Annotated in this window: 18 protein-coding genes and 1 pseudogene; 2 read left to right on the plus strand and 17 right to left on the minus strand. The window is 48.7% G+C overall.

The window, feature by feature from the left end; genetic code table 11:
- Nucleotides 1-27 precede the first annotated feature (27 nt).
- On the minus strand, nt 28-810 hold the full coding sequence (locus AK963_RS17850) for a TatD family hydrolase (RefSeq protein ID WP_066016799.1): 783 nt from the start codon (nt 808-810) through the stop codon (nt 28-30).
- A gap of 108 nt (nt 811-918) precedes the next feature.
- On the opposite strand from AK963_RS17850, the gene AK963_RS17855 reads away from it, so the two are divergent.
- On the plus strand, nt 919-1,353 hold the full coding sequence (locus AK963_RS17855) for a hypothetical protein (protein ID WP_139117491.1): 435 nt from the start codon (nt 919-921) through the stop codon (nt 1,351-1,353).
- Between the two features lie 40 nt (nt 1,354-1,393).
- Here AK963_RS17855 and AK963_RS17860 read toward each other — a convergent pair whose 3' ends face one another.
- From AK963_RS17860 to AK963_RS17915, 12 genes are all read right to left on the minus strand, one after another.
- Nucleotides 1,394-1,735 (minus strand): PilZ domain-containing protein, encoded by a 342-nt coding sequence (locus tag AK963_RS17860; protein ID WP_066016801.1) that lies wholly within the window; start codon nt 1,733-1,735, stop codon nt 1,394-1,396.
- 105 nt (nt 1,736-1,840) lie between these two features.
- On the minus strand, nt 1,841-2,860 hold the full coding sequence (locus AK963_RS17865; protein WP_139117492.1) for a DNA polymerase III subunit delta': 1,020 nt from the start codon (nt 2,858-2,860) through the stop codon (nt 1,841-1,843).
- A gap of 116 nt (nt 2,861-2,976) precedes the next feature.
- The gene (gene tmk / locus AK963_RS17870; RefSeq protein ID WP_066016803.1) at nt 2,977-3,615 is read right to left on the minus strand and encodes a dTMP kinase; all 639 of its coding nucleotides are present in this window, start codon (nt 3,613-3,615) and stop codon (nt 2,977-2,979) included.
- A 43-nt stretch (nt 3,616-3,658) separates the two neighbouring features.
- Nucleotides 3,659-4,702 (minus strand): endolytic transglycosylase MltG, encoded by a 1,044-nt coding sequence (gene mltG / locus AK963_RS17875; protein ID WP_066016804.1) that lies wholly within the window; start codon nt 4,700-4,702, stop codon nt 3,659-3,661.
- Nucleotides 4,695-5,519 carry an aminodeoxychorismate lyase gene (gene pabC, locus AK963_RS17880; protein ID WP_066016805.1) on the minus strand — a complete coding sequence of 275 codons (825 nt, stop codon included), beginning with the start codon at nt 5,517-5,519 and terminating at the stop codon, nt 4,695-4,697. Before pabC ends, mltG begins: the two co-directional genes overlap by 8 nt.
- 31 nt (nt 5,520-5,550) lie before the next feature.
- Complete coding sequence (fabF, locus tag AK963_RS17885) at nt 5,551-6,831, minus strand: beta-ketoacyl-ACP synthase II (protein ID WP_175404561.1); 1,281 nt, start codon at nt 6,829-6,831, stop codon at nt 5,551-5,553.
- Nucleotides 6,832-7,113: 282 nt separating this feature from the next.
- Nucleotides 7,114-7,347 carry an acyl carrier protein gene (gene acpP, locus AK963_RS17890; RefSeq protein WP_020582918.1) on the minus strand — a complete coding sequence of 78 codons (234 nt, stop codon included), beginning with the start codon at nt 7,345-7,347 and terminating at the stop codon, nt 7,114-7,116.
- 223 nt (nt 7,348-7,570) lie between these two features.
- Nucleotides 7,571-8,341, minus strand: a complete 771-nt coding sequence (gene fabG, locus AK963_RS17895; protein WP_066016806.1) for a 3-oxoacyl-ACP reductase FabG — start codon at nt 8,339-8,341, stop codon at nt 7,571-7,573.
- A 14-nt stretch (nt 8,342-8,355) separates the two neighbouring features.
- A complete protein-coding gene (fabD, locus tag AK963_RS17900; RefSeq protein WP_066016815.1) occupies nt 8,356-9,294 on the minus strand; it encodes an ACP S-malonyltransferase in 939 nt (312 codons plus the stop codon).
- 208 nt (nt 9,295-9,502) lie between these two features.
- Nucleotides 9,503-10,534 carry a phosphate acyltransferase PlsX gene (gene plsX, locus AK963_RS17905; RefSeq protein ID WP_083232742.1) on the minus strand — a complete coding sequence of 344 codons (1,032 nt, stop codon included), beginning with the start codon at nt 10,532-10,534 and terminating at the stop codon, nt 9,503-9,505.
- Between the two features lie 8 nt (nt 10,535-10,542).
- Nucleotides 10,543-10,725, minus strand: a complete 183-nt coding sequence (gene rpmF, locus AK963_RS17910; protein ID WP_066016808.1) for a 50S ribosomal protein L32 — start codon at nt 10,723-10,725, stop codon at nt 10,543-10,545.
- Between the two features lie 20 nt (nt 10,726-10,745).
- Complete coding sequence (locus AK963_RS17915) at nt 10,746-11,306, minus strand: YceD family protein (protein ID WP_066016809.1); 561 nt, start codon at nt 11,304-11,306, stop codon at nt 10,746-10,748.
- Between the two features lie 196 nt (nt 11,307-11,502).
- Here AK963_RS17915 and AK963_RS17920 point away from each other — a divergent pair, with 196 nt between their 5' ends.
- Nucleotides 11,503-12,084, plus strand: a complete 582-nt coding sequence (locus AK963_RS17920; RefSeq protein WP_066016810.1) for a Maf family protein — start codon at nt 11,503-11,505, stop codon at nt 12,082-12,084.
- A 168-nt stretch (nt 12,085-12,252) separates the two neighbouring features.
- Here the strand turns inward: AK963_RS17920 and AK963_RS17925 are convergent, their stop codons facing one another.
- The 4 genes and pseudogenes from AK963_RS17925 to AK963_RS35550 form a co-directional block, all read right to left on the minus strand.
- Entirely contained in the window at nt 12,253-12,762 is a 510-nt protein-coding gene (locus AK963_RS17925; protein WP_139117493.1) for a hypothetical protein, read from the minus strand.
- Nucleotides 12,735-13,208, minus strand: coding sequence for a hypothetical protein (locus AK963_RS17930; RefSeq protein WP_139117494.1), 474 nt, complete (start codon nt 13,206-13,208; stop codon nt 12,735-12,737). Before AK963_RS17930 ends, AK963_RS17925 begins: the two co-directional genes overlap by 28 nt.
- A gap of 96 nt (nt 13,209-13,304) precedes the next feature.
- A complete protein-coding gene (locus AK963_RS17935) occupies nt 13,305-13,964 on the minus strand; it encodes a hypothetical protein (RefSeq protein WP_066016813.1) in 660 nt (219 codons plus the stop codon).
- A gap of 398 nt (nt 13,965-14,362) precedes the next feature.
- A pseudogene (locus AK963_RS35550) lies at nt 14,363-14,538 on the minus strand (IS256 family transposase); the annotation flags it as partial.

Here is a 14,538-nt window from a genome sequence, read left to right on the forward strand (position 1 = left end):
TTAAATTACACGACGATTATTTATTAATCAGGCAGCTCGAGGGAAAAGTCGATAGAAATTACCTGAGGTTTTTTCGCCCAGCTCCTCAGGCGAGACTCCTTTCAGCTCAGCAATAAATCGTGCCACATCAGCAACAAACCGGGGTTCATTCGACTTCCCCCGGTGCGGGACCGGCGCCAGATAGGGGGAGTCCGTTTCAATCAGCAATCGATCCATTGGCAAATATTCGACAACCTCCCTCAATGCGGACGCATTTCGAAAGGTAACAATGCCCGATATGGAGATGTAGTAATTCAGATCCAATGCAGCTTTTGCCATCTCCAGAGACTCGGTAAAGCAGTGCAATACCCCGGCATACTCCCTTGAACCGTATTCACGGATAAAGTCCAAAGTATCTTCCCGGGCATCACGGGTATGCACCACCACTGGCAATTCGAGCTCTGCAGCAAGCTCAAGATGATTAATAAAGGACTGCCGCTGAACCGCCTGAGCCCCTTCGGTGGTGGCATAGTAGTAATCAAGCCCTGTCTCACCGATGGCAACCACTTTTTTGTGGTTCGCCAGTGAACGCACAACGTCAATATCAGGCACAATTTCCTTACAGTCCAGTGGATGAACGCCAACCGAAGCATACACATCCTCATACCGCTCGGCCAGTGACACCACTTTCGGGCCATTTTCCAGATCGATACCAATACAGAGCATACGATCCACACCCGCCTCTCTGGCCGCTTCTACTGCCAGATCAAGATTTCCTTCATATGCACTCAAATCCAGACGATCGAGATGACAATGGGAGTCAATAAACATTCTTATCTCCTGAAAGCTCAACCCTGATTAATTTGAACTTTTCAATACCTGTTTTATAAAAACCAATAATACGTATTTTCAATTTACTACAAGGATAAAGATCTAAATATGCGTACCACATCCACACAAGCATGCGATAACAGCAATATAACCCCTTCGCAGGAGGTAACATCGCCCCAAGTACAGCAAAACGATAGGGCTCGCAGCTTTCAGGGAAGAGCGGTTTGCCCGATAAGCCTTACAAAAGCATTGATTACCTTTATTGCAGGTGCTATCGCTGAGGCCGCTGCAGAGACTGCGCTTGAAGAGCTATTTCCAATCCGGGAAACCGAAGGCGGAGCAGTCCGCTTTGGCAAGCGAATTATTAATTTACTCACAATAGCGTCAGCCACAGGGTTAGGAGGTTTTCTGGGGTATCAAGTTACCGATCAGCTGGGCCAGCTGCTTTCAAACCAACGAAACCAGATAACTCCAGGAACTGGAGGTACTGACAACCCAGCACTGTCAGTCACGGCCGAAGAGGTCACCAGTGAAGAAGCGTGACCTTATCATTTACTTATACAGGCAAACTATCACAAGGCACTCACATTGTGTTGGTCTGGCGGTCCGAGGACAAGGCTCCGGCAATATACTTCTCAATTTTACTGCGCACACTGTCAGTCGGATCATTGAATTGAATACCAATACCCGCTTGCCGACCACCCTGAGCCCCCATTGGAGTAACCCATACGACCTTTCCAGGTACAGGAATTTTCTCAGGCTCATCCATCAACGTCAGACGAATAAACACATCATCCCCGAGGTTGTAATGTTTGTGGGTTGGTACAAACAACCCCCCGCCACTGATAAATGGCATATACGCTTCATAGAGTGATGCTGTGTCCCGTATGGTCAGAGACATCAGTCCCTGCATCCCTTTCCCCATGACGCCCTCTCCTTTGTTTAAAGTTCAACCTGTTAACCGTAGGCCGGCTTCCTAAAATAGCCGACAAAAAAGGGAATGAACCGACTTCCTTCTTCGGAGCCCGACTTACATCACTAGCTCAAGATAGTCGCTGAACACGCCTTCCATCAACATCTGACTGTTCAGGTTAGCGCCCTCAAGCAACTGCTGCCGCTGAAGCATGATTTTATCTCTCAATACCAGCAGATCAGAAGCCTCAACTTTTTTAGCAATATAGTCCAGCATTCTCATCAAATCACGATTCCTGATACAGCTTTCATCGGCAGCCAGCTTCAGTTTTACAGCATCATCCAGCCAACTCCCCATCCAGGCCAACAGCTCAATCAAGTTACCAGCATTCCACTCTTTCGCCATTTCTACGGGAGTAATATTACCCCGAAACAGTTCCGGCATAGCATTGAACAAGCGCCCTCGGATTGCCAGAGTATCACTATCAAACATTGCCCTGGCCGTCATGGGTGAACCTGATGAAAGGTTCAATAACTGATCCACCACCAGTGGATCGGCAATATGATCCGATAACCAGGCTTTTGCCTGGGCATTATCCGGTACGCTGAAAGAAACCATCTGACACCGGCTGCGGATTGTGGGCAACATATCTCCGGAGCGAGCACTGACCAGAATAAAGAGAGTATCTCCACCCGGCTCTTCCAGACTTTTCAGTAATGCATTGGCAGCATTAACATTCATCGCTTCGGCCGGGTTGATAACGATTACCCTGCGCCCCCCTTGCTGGGCGGTTTTACGGGCAAACTCATTGACATGACGAATCTGGTCAATCTTGATGGGCTTTCCTGTTGCCTCAGGCTGAACCACCAGCAGATCAGGATGAGTACCCGCCTTGACCAGTTCACAGCTCTTACAATGACCACAGGCATAATTATCAGCATTTTGATTACACAGTACGCGGGTAGCCAGAGCCCTTGCAAAATACCCTTTACCAATCCCAGGCACCCCCTTGAGCAACAGCGCATGGGAAAGCAGGCCTGCCTGCATTCGCTGAACCAGTGGTTTCCACTGCGCCTCCTGCCAGGGCAGCGGCCCTGACGGAAAACTATTTACTATATCAGTTGATTCAGAACTCAATTAACCCAACCTTTAACCACTTTAATGGACGCTAATCGCTGTATGAAAAAGCCAGAAACGCTCATGCCTTTGCAGGTATTCGTTGACGGGCAACCGTCCTGTAAATAGCAGGAAAACTATTTATTCCCAAGCCGTGCCCGCAAAGCTTTAATAATGCTTGCTTCAACCTCTGCAATCGACTGACCACCATCAACAACAACATACTGCCCAGGGTAGCGCTCAGCCCTCTCCAGATAAACATTTCGCACCCGGTGAAAGAACTCAATGGCTTCCTGCTCAATTCGATCCAGAGACCCACCCTGTTCGATAGCCCGACCTTTAGCTCTCGCCAGACCTAACTCTGGCTCAATATCAAGAAGCAGCGTCATATCCGGCCTGCGATCACCCTGCACCAGCTGTTCCAGCACAGCAATACGCTGCTCATCAATACCACGCCCTCCCCCCTGGTAGGCATAGGTAGCATCGGTAAAGCGATCACAAACAACCACTTTGCCCTCTGCCAGAGCAGGCTCTATTCGCTGACTTAAGTTCTGACAGCGCGCAGCAAACACCATCAGGAGTTCAGTGGTATCAGTAACGATTTCCTCATGCTCTGATAGAACCAGGCTTCTGAGCTGTTCTGCCAATGGCGTTCCGCCCGGCTCTCGAGTCTCAACAAACTCATGACCAACAGCTTTCAACCATTGCAGAACTACACCTTTCGCAGTGGTTTTTCCAGCTCCTTCACAGCCTTCAATCGTCAGAAAAAAACCCATCTATCTCTCAGTTTCTTCAGTAACCAATATTTTCTGTGCATTATTATTGCACAGAGGAGCGATAATCTTTCCGTCGTTCCGTAATCTGATACTTTCGCACGGCACGATTATGCTCAGCCAGTGTTTTGGAAAAGTGGTGAGTTCCATCACCGCGGGCAACGAAGTAAAGCGCTTTCCCATCGGATGGATTCAGTGCTGCCTGAATAGCCTCCCGTCCAACCGTTGCTATCGGGGTAGGCGGCAGACCATGAATAACATAGGTGTTATAGGCTGTGCGCTCTCGAAGCATACGACGATTCAACTCACCCTCATAGCGATCACCCATACCATAGATAACCGTTGGATCCGTCTGCAGTCGCATCCTTTTTTCCAGGCGCCTGACAAAGACACCGGCAATATCAGGTCGTTCTGATGGCACGCCGGTCTCTTTCTCAATAATCGAGGCCATGATCAAGGCTTCATAAGGCGATTTATACGGCAGGTCTTCAGCCTTTTTGCTCCACTCATCTTCAAGGACTGACTGAAGCCTCTTATGAGCCCTTTTCAGAATGGAAGAAACCGAGGTTCCTGCCTCAAAACTGTAGGTGTCGGCATAAAACAACCCTTCCAGATTTTCTGTCTGCGGAACATCTTTGATAAATGAGCCCATCACCAGCGCCAGTTTTTTCTGCTCAACTGGAGACGTCAGTTTTGGGTGACTATTCAAGTCCATTAGTAACTCTTTTAATGTCCACCCCTCCACCAAAGTAGCACTGAAGTAACGGACATCACCTTCAACAAACTTGTTCAACAGCTGCCGATAGGTCGTACCGGGAGCAATCAGGTACTCACCAGCATGAAGGTCCGCAGCAACCCCCTTGACCCTGGCAAGAACCTTAAACATTTCAGGGTATTGAATAAGCTGGCCTGCCGACAGTCGCTGTACCACACGTCCCAGCGAGTCTCCCGGCACAATAACAAACTCTGCATCACTGGCAACCGGAATCTTCTGATCACCGTACCAGTGCAGACCATACCAGCCAACAGCAAGACCTATAACCACTGCCAGCAAACCACCGAACAACGTCAGTAGCAACTTCCTAAGCATTTAATTCTTCCAGTACACAATCTCGAATTTGGGCTGTCAGGGATCCAATCCCCCACTCCCTTCCTTCATATTCAATCACAGGCCAGACACCGTTGACACTGTTACAGAGAAAGATTTCTGCAACATCCAGATCAGGGGATACAGACTGCTCCTGAACACTAATTCCACGATGACGGGCAAACTCAATAATAAAATCGCGACAAACCCCCGATACACCATTAAACGAGAGATCCGGAGTAACCAGGCTCCCCTCATGAGTCACAACAAACAGATTACTCATGGTGCCCTCAATCAGGTTGTCGTCGAAATCACACAACAGACCTTCGTCGTATGCATCTCCCTGCCATTCTCTTCTGGCCAGCACCTGCTCAAGACGGTTCAGGTGCTTCAACCCTGCCAGAGCACTTCGCCCAAGACGTAACTGACAGCGCTTTACCCGCGCACCATGCAAACCAGGATCACGCGACCTTGACGGCAGAGGGTGAAGTGAGAAGATCCGACAAGGAGAGAGGCAACCCTCGGGGTTATAGCCTCGCCCACCGCTGCCCCGGGTTATCATAACCTTCAGCACAGCGTCTCCGGCCTGGTTATCCAACAGAAAGGCATCCACCTCTTCAAGCAGATGTTCAATATCCAGTGCAATACCCAGCTGTTCGCAAGAGCGCTGCAAGCGACGCCAATGGTAATCTGCAAGCGTTGGCTTACCAACCGAAACCCGAACCGTTTCAAATAAGCCATCCCCATAGGCCAGCCCGCGGTCTGAAACCGGCAAAAAACCTTCAGGCCCACCATTAACCCAGACTGAAAAATCACTCATCCGGCCGCCCTCTTTCACAACAATTTCGGTGTTAACCGTCTATTTTGGAAAATGCCAGCGTGACATTGGTGCCACCAAAGCCAAATGAATTGGATAAAACATGCCCCATCTGCATTTCTCTGGCATGGTGTGGCACATAATCAAGATCACAGCCTTCGTCGGGCTCATCCAGATTGATGGTCGGGGGAATCATACCTTCAATCAGCGACTTGATACTGAATACCGCCTCCACAGCCCCGGCAGCGCCCAGCAAATGACCGGTCATGGATTTTGTAGAGCTGACCGCCAGACGAGTAGCATGCTCGCCAAACACCTTATGAATTGCCCGCGTTTCGGCCAGATCTCCTGCCGGTGTAGACGTGCCATGGGCATTAATATACGACACATCTTCAGGTGCCAACCCGGCATCTTCCAGAGCTGACATCATGGCACGCGCAGCACCACGACCATCTTCAGGCGGTGACGTCATATGCCAGGCATCACCACTCATGCCTGCACCACTGAGTTCAGCGTATATTCTGGCTCCACGTTTAACCGCATGCTCATACTCTTCAAGCACCAGAATACCGGCACCATCACCCAGGACAAAACCATCACGCCCCGCATCCCAGGGACGACTGGCTTTTTCAGGCTCATGGTTACGGGTAGAAAGCGCACGGGCGGCCGCAAAACCAGTCATTCCAAGCGCTGACGAACCTTTTTCGGCACCACCAGCCACCATAAGGTCAGCATCACCGTAAGCAATGGTTCTCGCCGCCAGAGCGATGGCATGACTTCCTGTTGCACAGGCTGTAGAGGTCGCAAAATTGGGTCCCTGAAGGTTGTATTTCATGGAGACCCAGCCCGCCGCCATATTGACGATCGCAGCGGGAATAAAGAACGGGGATATTCGACGAGGACCGTTATTCAGTAACGTAGAATGGCTCTGTTCAATAGACGTCAAACCTCCAATACCAGAACCAATAGCCACACCATAACGGTGAGCACAATCATCATCAACAACAACACCAGAGTCCGCTATTGCTTCAGCTGCAGCAGCAACACCGTACTGGATAAAGACGTCCATTTTACGGGCATCTTTTTTGTCAATAACACCAGCAGGATCAAAACTTTTGACCACCCCACAGATAGAGACACTGAACCCTTCGGTATCAAGGTGGGAGATCGCCTCAATACCACTGCGACCTGCTACCAGGTTTGACCAGCTATCACTGACATTATTGCCCACAGGGGTAATCGCCCCCATGCCTGTTACAACAACTCGTCTACGCACTCGCTGCCGCAATCGTTCTGTTTTTTTTTCTTCCGACAAGACTGACTCTCCTGCTGACCTGTCGTACAGATTTAATGATCCGTCATTTGTACATCAGAACACCATCAGGGATGTTCATATGAAAAACGACAACAACACGATGATAATTTCACCATACAGCCAGCCTTTATAGCCCAGCAGGCTGCCATAAACAACAAAAGCCGCAGACAATCGTCATGCGGCTTTCGATTGACATACTTTCGAAATACTTCCACCAAAGAAGAAGGAAAAAGTATCGAAAAAGCGTGTCACAAAGAAACAGTTGTGCAAATCAAGGCAGAATCAGGAATGTGCAACAACGTAGTCAATCGCTTCCTGAACAGTGGTGATCTTTTCAGCCTCTTCATCAGGAATCTCGGTTTCGAATTCCTCTTCCAACGCCATCACCAACTCAACAGTGTCCAGAGAGTCCGCGCCCAGATCCTCTACGAATGACGCACTGTTAGTGACTTCGTCTTCCTTCACGCCAAGCTGTTCGCAAACAATCTTCTTAACGCGCTCTTCAATGGTGCTCATACCTTGTTGTGCTCCTATCGATATTCGGTGCAGCCTGAGGCTACAGGTGAACTAGTGTATATGGTCAATTATGGGAATTTCAAGCCAGTTCATGGAAAACCAGTGACTATCCACGCAAATTGACAACAGATTTAATAAAACCCCAAAACCCAACCCGTAAGAACAGGGCTTACACCTCCCTGCTCATCGCTGTCAAAGCACTACAGAATCGGGCAAGGGAGGATTAATTCATGTACATGCCGCCATTGACATGCAGGGTCTCACCAGTGATATACCCGGCAGGCTCACTGACAAGAAAAGCAACAGAAGCAGCAATTTCTTCCGGCTGCCCCAGCCGGGCCAGAGGAATCTGCCCAAGAAGGAAGGACTGCTGTTCTTCAGGCAGCGCCTTGGTCATATCAGTTTCAATAAAGCCGGGAGCAACGGTGTTCACCGTAATACTTCTGGAACCCACTTCACGCGCCATAGCTCTGGTAAAACCTTCGATACCTGCCTTGGCCGCCGCATAATTTGCCTGCCCCTGGTTACCCATGGAACCAACGACAGAGCTGATATTCACTATCCGCCCCCAGCGTGCCTTGGTCATACCACGCAGGACAGCCTTACTCATACGGAAGATGGAACTGAGATTGGTGTCAATAACATCATCCCATTCATCATCCTTCATGCGCATCAGGATATTATCACGGGTAATGCCGGCATTATTGATCAGAATCAGCGGTGCGCCATACTCTGCACTGACTGCCTTGACTACTGCCTGACACTCATCCGCTGACGTTACGTTCAACGCCATACCCTGGCCTTGAATACCTTCCACCTGCAAAGCTTCAGTAATGGCAGCCGCACCGGACTCAGAAGTCGCCGTGCCGATCACCGTGGCTCCAGCTTTACCCAGGGAAAGCGCTATTGCTTTGCCAATACCACGGCTGGCACCGGTAACCAGAGCAACTTTTCCCTTCAGACCCTGTCCTTCCAGCTCTCTTTCAACTGTCATTTCCTGCCTGTTCCTTATTGGTTAGCTTCTGCCAGCATCTGAGCCATAGCCTCAGCAGACTCCAGCGTAGCAATGGGCGCACGTCGTGCAATACGTTTATTCAATCCAGCCAGCACCTTACCAGGGCCGCACTCAGCAAACCGACCAACACCTGCAGCCATCATGGCTTCCACAGACTCAACCCAGCGCACTGGGCTATACAACTGAGCAACCAGATTCGCCTTAAGCTGAACCGGATCTGAACAGACATCAGCAGAAACATTCTGAACAACAGGAATCACCGGTTCAATCAGTTCAATACCATCCAGTTCTTTTTGAAGGCGCTCTGCGGCCGGCTTCATCAAAGCACAATGTGAAGGAACGCTGACTGGCAGCTCAATCGCTCTCTTGGCTCCAGCTTCCTTCGCACATTCAATGGCACGTTTAACCGCTGCAAGCTGACCGGCAATAACCACCTGTCCGGGCGCATTAAAGTTCACTGCCTGAACAACGTCACCGTCTGCGGCTTTCTCACAGGCAGCCACCACATCCGCATCATCAAGACCAATAATGGCAGCCATGGCCCCTTCACCGGCAGCCACCGCTTCCTGCATGAAAAGCCCGCGCAGGCGAACCAGTCTGACTGCGTCCACAAAATTCATCGCACCAGCGCAGACCAGTGCAGAGTATTCACCTAGGCTGTGCCCGGCCATCATTGCCGGAGCCTCACCCTGGCGTTCACACCAGAGACGCCACAGAGCCACACTGGATACCAGCAGCGCAGGCTGGGTATTCTCGGTCCGATTCAACTGTTCAGCTGGGCCTTCGGAGACCATTTCCAAGAGGTCAAAGCCCAGCACGCCTGCTGCTTCAGCAAACGTTGCCTGCACCACAGGCTCTGACAAATAGTCCGCCAGCATACCAACCTGTTGAGATCCCTGCCCGGGAAAGACAAAAGCAAGCTTGTCCGTCATTTCAACCCGCTCTTTTTCCAAAGCGCCCTCTTACAAAGAGCACCTAAATTCAATTGGATACAAAGCGGGCCACCTGGATAAAACCACTGTAAAATAGGCAGTCAGACCAGGGTTCGGCCACGCTTCCCTGTAGAAAACCGGAGCAATTATAGAAAAAGTAGACAACAAGGTAAGTAAATTTATGTTTCTGATGGCAAAAACAGGCAAACTACCCTCTCAACATCGACTCTACTTCTTCAGCCAACCGTCCAGGCACATCGCTGTCCACCTCTCTGACCGCCTCGCCAATTGCCCGGAAAAAACCTTCCTCCGTAGAGTGACCATGGCTTTTCACGACTATCCCCTGAAGCCCCAGAAAACTGGCACCATTGTAAACTACAGGATCGATACTTTTATAGATTTTGCGCATTACCGGCGCAATCAACAGGGAGAGAAAGCGACGCCATAGCGTCTGCTGAAAGGCTGTTACCAGACTATCACGAATGAGACAGGCAACCCCTTCTCCGGTTTTCAAGGCAATATTACCGACAAAACCATCACAGACCACCACATCCGCCCGGCCGGCAAATACATCATTACCTTCGATATAGCCGATGTAGTTCAGGCGCCCATCCTCCCTCAAGAGACGATTTGCCAACCGGACCTGCTCATTCCCCTTGATATCCTCAGTACCAACGTTCAGCAACCCCACTCTGGGAGAAGCAATGCCGCTCACAGAAGCAGCAAGCAGAGACCCCATGACAGCAAACTGATAAAGACTGTTAGCCGAACAATCAACATTGGCCCCCATATCCAGAAGCAAAACACTGCCTCCAGCACAGGGAATAGCGCCCGCTATGGCAGGACGATCAATACCAACAAAGGTTTTCAGTGCAAATCGTCCCATCGCCATCAGCGCGCCGGTATTTCCCGCACTGACACAGGCGGCAGCACAACCATCAGCAACCTGCTCAAGGGCAACCCACATGGAACTGCCCTCCTTGGCCCTGAGCGCAGAGGAGGGCTTTTCATCCATACCAATGGTCTTCTCTGCATGAATAACAGTGAGGCGGGACTGATCGAAGGAAACGGAAGAAAGGTGATCAGCAATCAGCTTCTGATTACCAACCAGAGAAAGGTGGAGGTCCGGATAAGCATCCAGAGCCCGGAGGGCAGCCCGAATACGAGAACGGGGACTTTCGTCCCCGCTCATCACATCAAGCGCTATTCTCCGTCCTGGAGCCGCTAACCGTCCTGGCATGCAACGACTCACTCGCTGACTTTACCTTCAAGCACTTTACGGCCACGGTAGAAGCCATCAGCAGTCATGTGATGACGACGATGAGTTTCACCGGAAGTCGCATCAACAGACAGCTGAGAAGCAGTCAGACTGTCGTGGGAACGGCGCATGTCACGCTTGGAACGGGTTTTACGATTTTGCTGAACAGCCATGTGTCAACTCTCCTGGATCTCTATTTGGGTTCGGTAGTATCTGTTTTCAGACTGGCCAGAACACTGAACGGGTTACGACGCTTTTTCTCTTCCTCTGCCTGGGCAGCGGAAGCCTCAGCCTCTTCATCAGATTCAGTAGTAAAATTCTGCTGAACCTGACAGGCTTCAGGCGGATGATAAGCCACGATAGGGAGGCTCAAGAGGAGCTCCTCCTCCAGCAGGGGCAGCAACTCCATCGGCTCCTCTTGGAGCATCAGGGGTTCATAACCCTCTGGCAGGGACCGGGCCTGCTCATCGGTCAATACACCCATCAGGTTGAGGTCTGAACGCACGGGCAGTTCTGCTACATCGAGACAGCGCTGACAAATCATTTTGAGATTTGCCTCAACATGCCCCTCAAGAACCACTCGATGATCTTCGCTCATGTAGAAATGAAGAAAGACCTTCACCTCACCCTGATCGTCAGCGAGACTGGCGACCAGTCGATCAAACTGTTTAAGCGCCAGCGAACCTTCAAACTGTAACCCCTGACGCGCGAGTTTACGCGGATCAACGGTTTTTGGTAATTGGCCTGATAACATAAGCGCGCAATCATAGGGCGATGCCCCTTTTCTGTCAAACAACCTTTTTATCAGACTTTCAACTATTTCATGATTAACATGCCTCAAGACTGTATTTTTAACAACCTGTTTCCTGATGGCGCAGGCGAGTTTCACAAAAATTCGAGACCATGCATACTGTGCTCGACTATCCGCACAACCTGCGCAAAATAGAACCATGAATATATTATTAGCCTCAGGCTCCCCCTATCGAAAGCACCTGCTTGACCGACTCAACCTGACATTCAGCCAGGCATCACCCGATATTGATGAATCCCCCGAAGAGGGAGAGAACGCTAGGGACTTATCAATAAGGCTTTCAAGGGAAAAAGCCAAAGCACTGGCAGATCAGCATCCGAACACCCTGATTATCGCCTCCGACCAGACTGCCGCTCTTAACAATACCATTCTTGGAAAACCCGGAACCCGGGAGAAGGCCATCCAACAGCTCTCAAACTGTAGTGGCAGGCAGGTCGTCTTCCACACTGGCCTCTGCCTTCTGAACACAGCTACAGAGCAGTACCAGCTGACTTGTGTTGACTACACCGTCTGGTTCCGGCACCTCACCAGCACGCAGATTGCTACCTATATAGATGCAGAGAGCCCACTGGACTGCGCCGGTAGCTTCAAATGCGAAGGACTGGGCATAACCCTGTTTGAAAAAATGGCTGGAGATGATCCTAATAGTTTGATTGGCCTGCCATTGATCGCTTTAACCACTATGCTGATGAAGGAGGGAGTTTCACCACTCTCGAATTGAGAACACACCCCCCCTCTGGGCTCTGCCGACATAAGACTCCTCTAACAGCTGAACCAAACAAGCATTCGCAGGAAAGTCTAGCCTTCCCCCTCAGCTTGCGAATGCTTTGGCATGAATAAGAACTTGCTTACCGAAAAACCAAGCATTCCACCACCAGAATCATAAACATCACTTACCACCTTTGGCTCTAGCGTCAAGAAACTGTTGATGACGCAATGCACGCAAATGAGGGTAGAAGCAACTAACAATGTACTCCAACTTCTTCACAGAGCATCCCAAATCATCAGCAGAAACATGAACACCAAGATGGCCCATTTTTGGAGTTAACCTGCGATAGTCATTTGCTTCAAATCGCCTACCTTCCAAATCAACAAATTTAACCAGAGATGCAAACTTTTTTACCTCTGCCTTATACTGATCAGAAGTGTTTTTCACAATATCTTCCGATTTAGTCTCAGAACCATGATCTATGCCATGCTTATTTCCAAGCCACTTATATATTCTTAATAGCGAATCAAGACCACCAGTCATATACCCGGAAAAGCATATTTCAACTGGCACTTTTTCATTCAAAAGCTTCCCGGATGAAATAGAAAAATCCAACGCATCCTTCAAATGATTCGCAACAGACACAGCCTTGCAAGCATTTTTCAAGTTTTCATATTTATAATGTGACATCTCACTCTATCGAGAATACAACGCAAGTGTTGCCTAGCCGCATCAAATTCCAGCACTTTCAACCCTACTTTTTGATTCAACTCAGCTCTAAGTTCCTCATCAAAGAGCGCAACAAAATCTTTACGTGAGTGGATTCTAGGCTCATCAGAGTTATTAAGACGCCCAATATCATCTCTACGCATTACTACTTTTTTAGGCAAAGGGCTATCCCAGTTACTGCGAAATAGCTGCTCGGTGACCAAACATGGCGCCGCCAATGGTTCAACGGACCAATCACCCATGGTCTTTTTCTGACCAGGATCACTCACACAATCAGAAGCCAATGAAGACTTCCTCAAACCCTCAACCTGCGACGACCGATTCCCTGCAAAAACTTCTCCCACGCCTGATATAGCACTGTGAACATAGCAAGATAAAAATTGACCAATAGAACCAAGAGTATTCATTACCTTCCCCAAAAGCCAAAAATATCTCGACATCAATCAGCCGGTCATCACAACCAGCCTGAATCACATTAATAAAAGCCCGATAAACAATGATTTTCACACATCAAAGAACGTCTTAAACTGCATCTCCAGCCTATCAACACCATCAAGAAGCTTCTCAACAACGCCATAACCTGAAACCCCTTGAAATTCAGGCTCCGAAAAATCCTCACGCACTATCTTAACATGATTTCCAACCCTTATTTTTTCGTCACGAATGGCTTTTAACCCAACCACATTAAAATCAGCCTTTCTAGCCTCTATAAAATCAATTTCAGAAGAGCTGTATCCACTTTTATTTTTACAGACATTATGATGATAGAAACGCCCCTGCTGCAACACAGTCCCAGTCTCTTTCAACTCAAACAGCATGAAGCCTTTACAAGGCTCACCATCTTCACAATCAATATAACCACTCGTGCACTCTGTTTGAACGAGAAAACGTTTGTAATACTCCTTATCCGTAGCAATAGACTTAACTCTATGCATAGATAGTTCCATTTCGAAAAATGCTTCCGGGTTTAATTTGGCAAGAAATGTTTTATCGCTTTGATCCGAGGGAGAGCTGGACTCAACAAAACGTAATAACTTAAGCGGCCCAGAAACCTGATCAGTTACGGTCCTGCAACCAAACACTTTCACAGACCCAAACACCGGTGACTCAGACATTTTAATTAGCATCATGTTATTGGATTGTGAATTCTGAATAGAAAACATAACACCCCCTTATAAATCAGATAATTATTAAAAATATAAATAAATCACAAGAGACCCTCCTCCTTATTCGAGATAATACTAAAACACACTCTCCCTCAACATCATTAACAAATTAGCAAGCATTACTAACACCTACTTCTTTCTAGAAACTCCAAAAAATTGAATCACAAAATATCAAGATAGTCGCAGGAAACCTACAACCTATACTAATTTAGTGGTTATGTATAAAGTAAACACAAACAAGAACAGCTAAATCAGACAGATCAAAATAAATTAATGTCCAACTCATCAGCATCAATCATGCCTTAAGAAATATAAAGACGCAGTAGCTGCTTAAAAAAGATGCTGATAAGGCCACCGAGCCTGTAAATAATTCTGTGTAAACGCCACCAAAACTATTACTCCTTGAACCGGTCAGGAAACATAATTTCAAACCGGTTCATGGCTGCTTTCCAGTTCCTGATCGGCATGGTCCATTTCTCGGAAGCTTTTTCCATGGCCAGATAGATTACCTTCATGACTGACTCATCAGTCCGAAAAATCTTCCGGTTCTTGATCGCCTTACGAATGACGC

It is taken from the genome of Endozoicomonas atrinae (genome assembly GCF_001647025.1).
Classification (GTDB): domain Bacteria; phylum Pseudomonadota; class Gammaproteobacteria; order Pseudomonadales; family Endozoicomonadaceae; genus Endozoicomonas; species Endozoicomonas atrinae.

Bases quoted from the DNA above. Each gene is read 5' to 3' on its own strand.
- pabC (WP_066016805.1), bottom strand. From the start codon at position 5,519: ATGAGTGATTTTTCAGTCTGGGTTAATGGTGGGCCTGAAGGTTTTTTG.
- AK963_RS17860 (WP_066016801.1), bottom strand. From the start codon at position 1,735: ATGGGGAAAGGGATGCAGGGACTGATGTCTCTGACCATACGGGACACA.
- rpmF (WP_066016808.1), bottom strand. From the start codon at position 10,725: ATGGCTGTTCAGCAAAATCGTAAAACCCGTTCCAAGCGTGACATGCGC.
- AK963_RS17850 (WP_066016799.1), bottom strand. From the start codon at position 810: ATGTTTATTGACTCCCATTGTCATCTCGATCGTCTGGATTTGAGTGCA.
- fabD (WP_066016815.1), bottom strand. From the start codon at position 9,294: ATGACGGACAAGCTTGCTTTTGTCTTTCCCGGGCAGGGATCTCAACAG.
- fabG (WP_066016806.1), bottom strand. From the start codon at position 8,341: ATGACAGTTGAAAGAGAGCTGGAAGGACAGGGTCTGAAGGGAAAAGTT.
- acpP (WP_020582918.1), bottom strand. From the start codon at position 7,347: ATGAGCACCATTGAAGAGCGCGTTAAGAAGATTGTTTGCGAACAGCTT.
- AK963_RS17930 (WP_139117494.1), bottom strand. From the start codon at position 13,208: ATGAATACTCTTGGTTCTATTGGTCAATTTTTATCTTGCTATGTTCAC.
- tmk (WP_066016803.1), bottom strand. From the start codon at position 3,615: ATGGGTTTTTTTCTGACGATTGAAGGCTGTGAAGGAGCTGGAAAAACC.
- AK963_RS17915 (WP_066016809.1), bottom strand. From the start codon at position 11,306: ATGTTATCAGGCCAATTACCAAAAACCGTTGATCCGCGTAAACTCGCG.
- plsX (WP_083232742.1), bottom strand. From the start codon at position 10,534: ATGCCAGGACGGTTAGCGGCTCCAGGACGGAGAATAGCGCTTGATGTG.
- AK963_RS17925 (WP_139117493.1), bottom strand. From the start codon at position 12,762: ATGTCACATTATAAATATGAAAACTTGAAAAATGCTTGCAAGGCTGTG.
- AK963_RS17855 (WP_139117491.1), top strand. From the start codon at position 919: ATGCGTACCACATCCACACAAGCATGCGATAACAGCAATATAACCCCT.
- AK963_RS17935 (WP_066016813.1), bottom strand. From the start codon at position 13,964: ATGTTTTCTATTCAGAATTCACAATCCAATAACATGATGCTAATTAAA.
- AK963_RS17920 (WP_066016810.1), top strand. From the start codon at position 11,503: ATGAATATATTATTAGCCTCAGGCTCCCCCTATCGAAAGCACCTGCTT.
- mltG (WP_066016804.1), bottom strand. From the start codon at position 4,702: ATGCTTAGGAAGTTGCTACTGACGTTGTTCGGTGGTTTGCTGGCAGTG.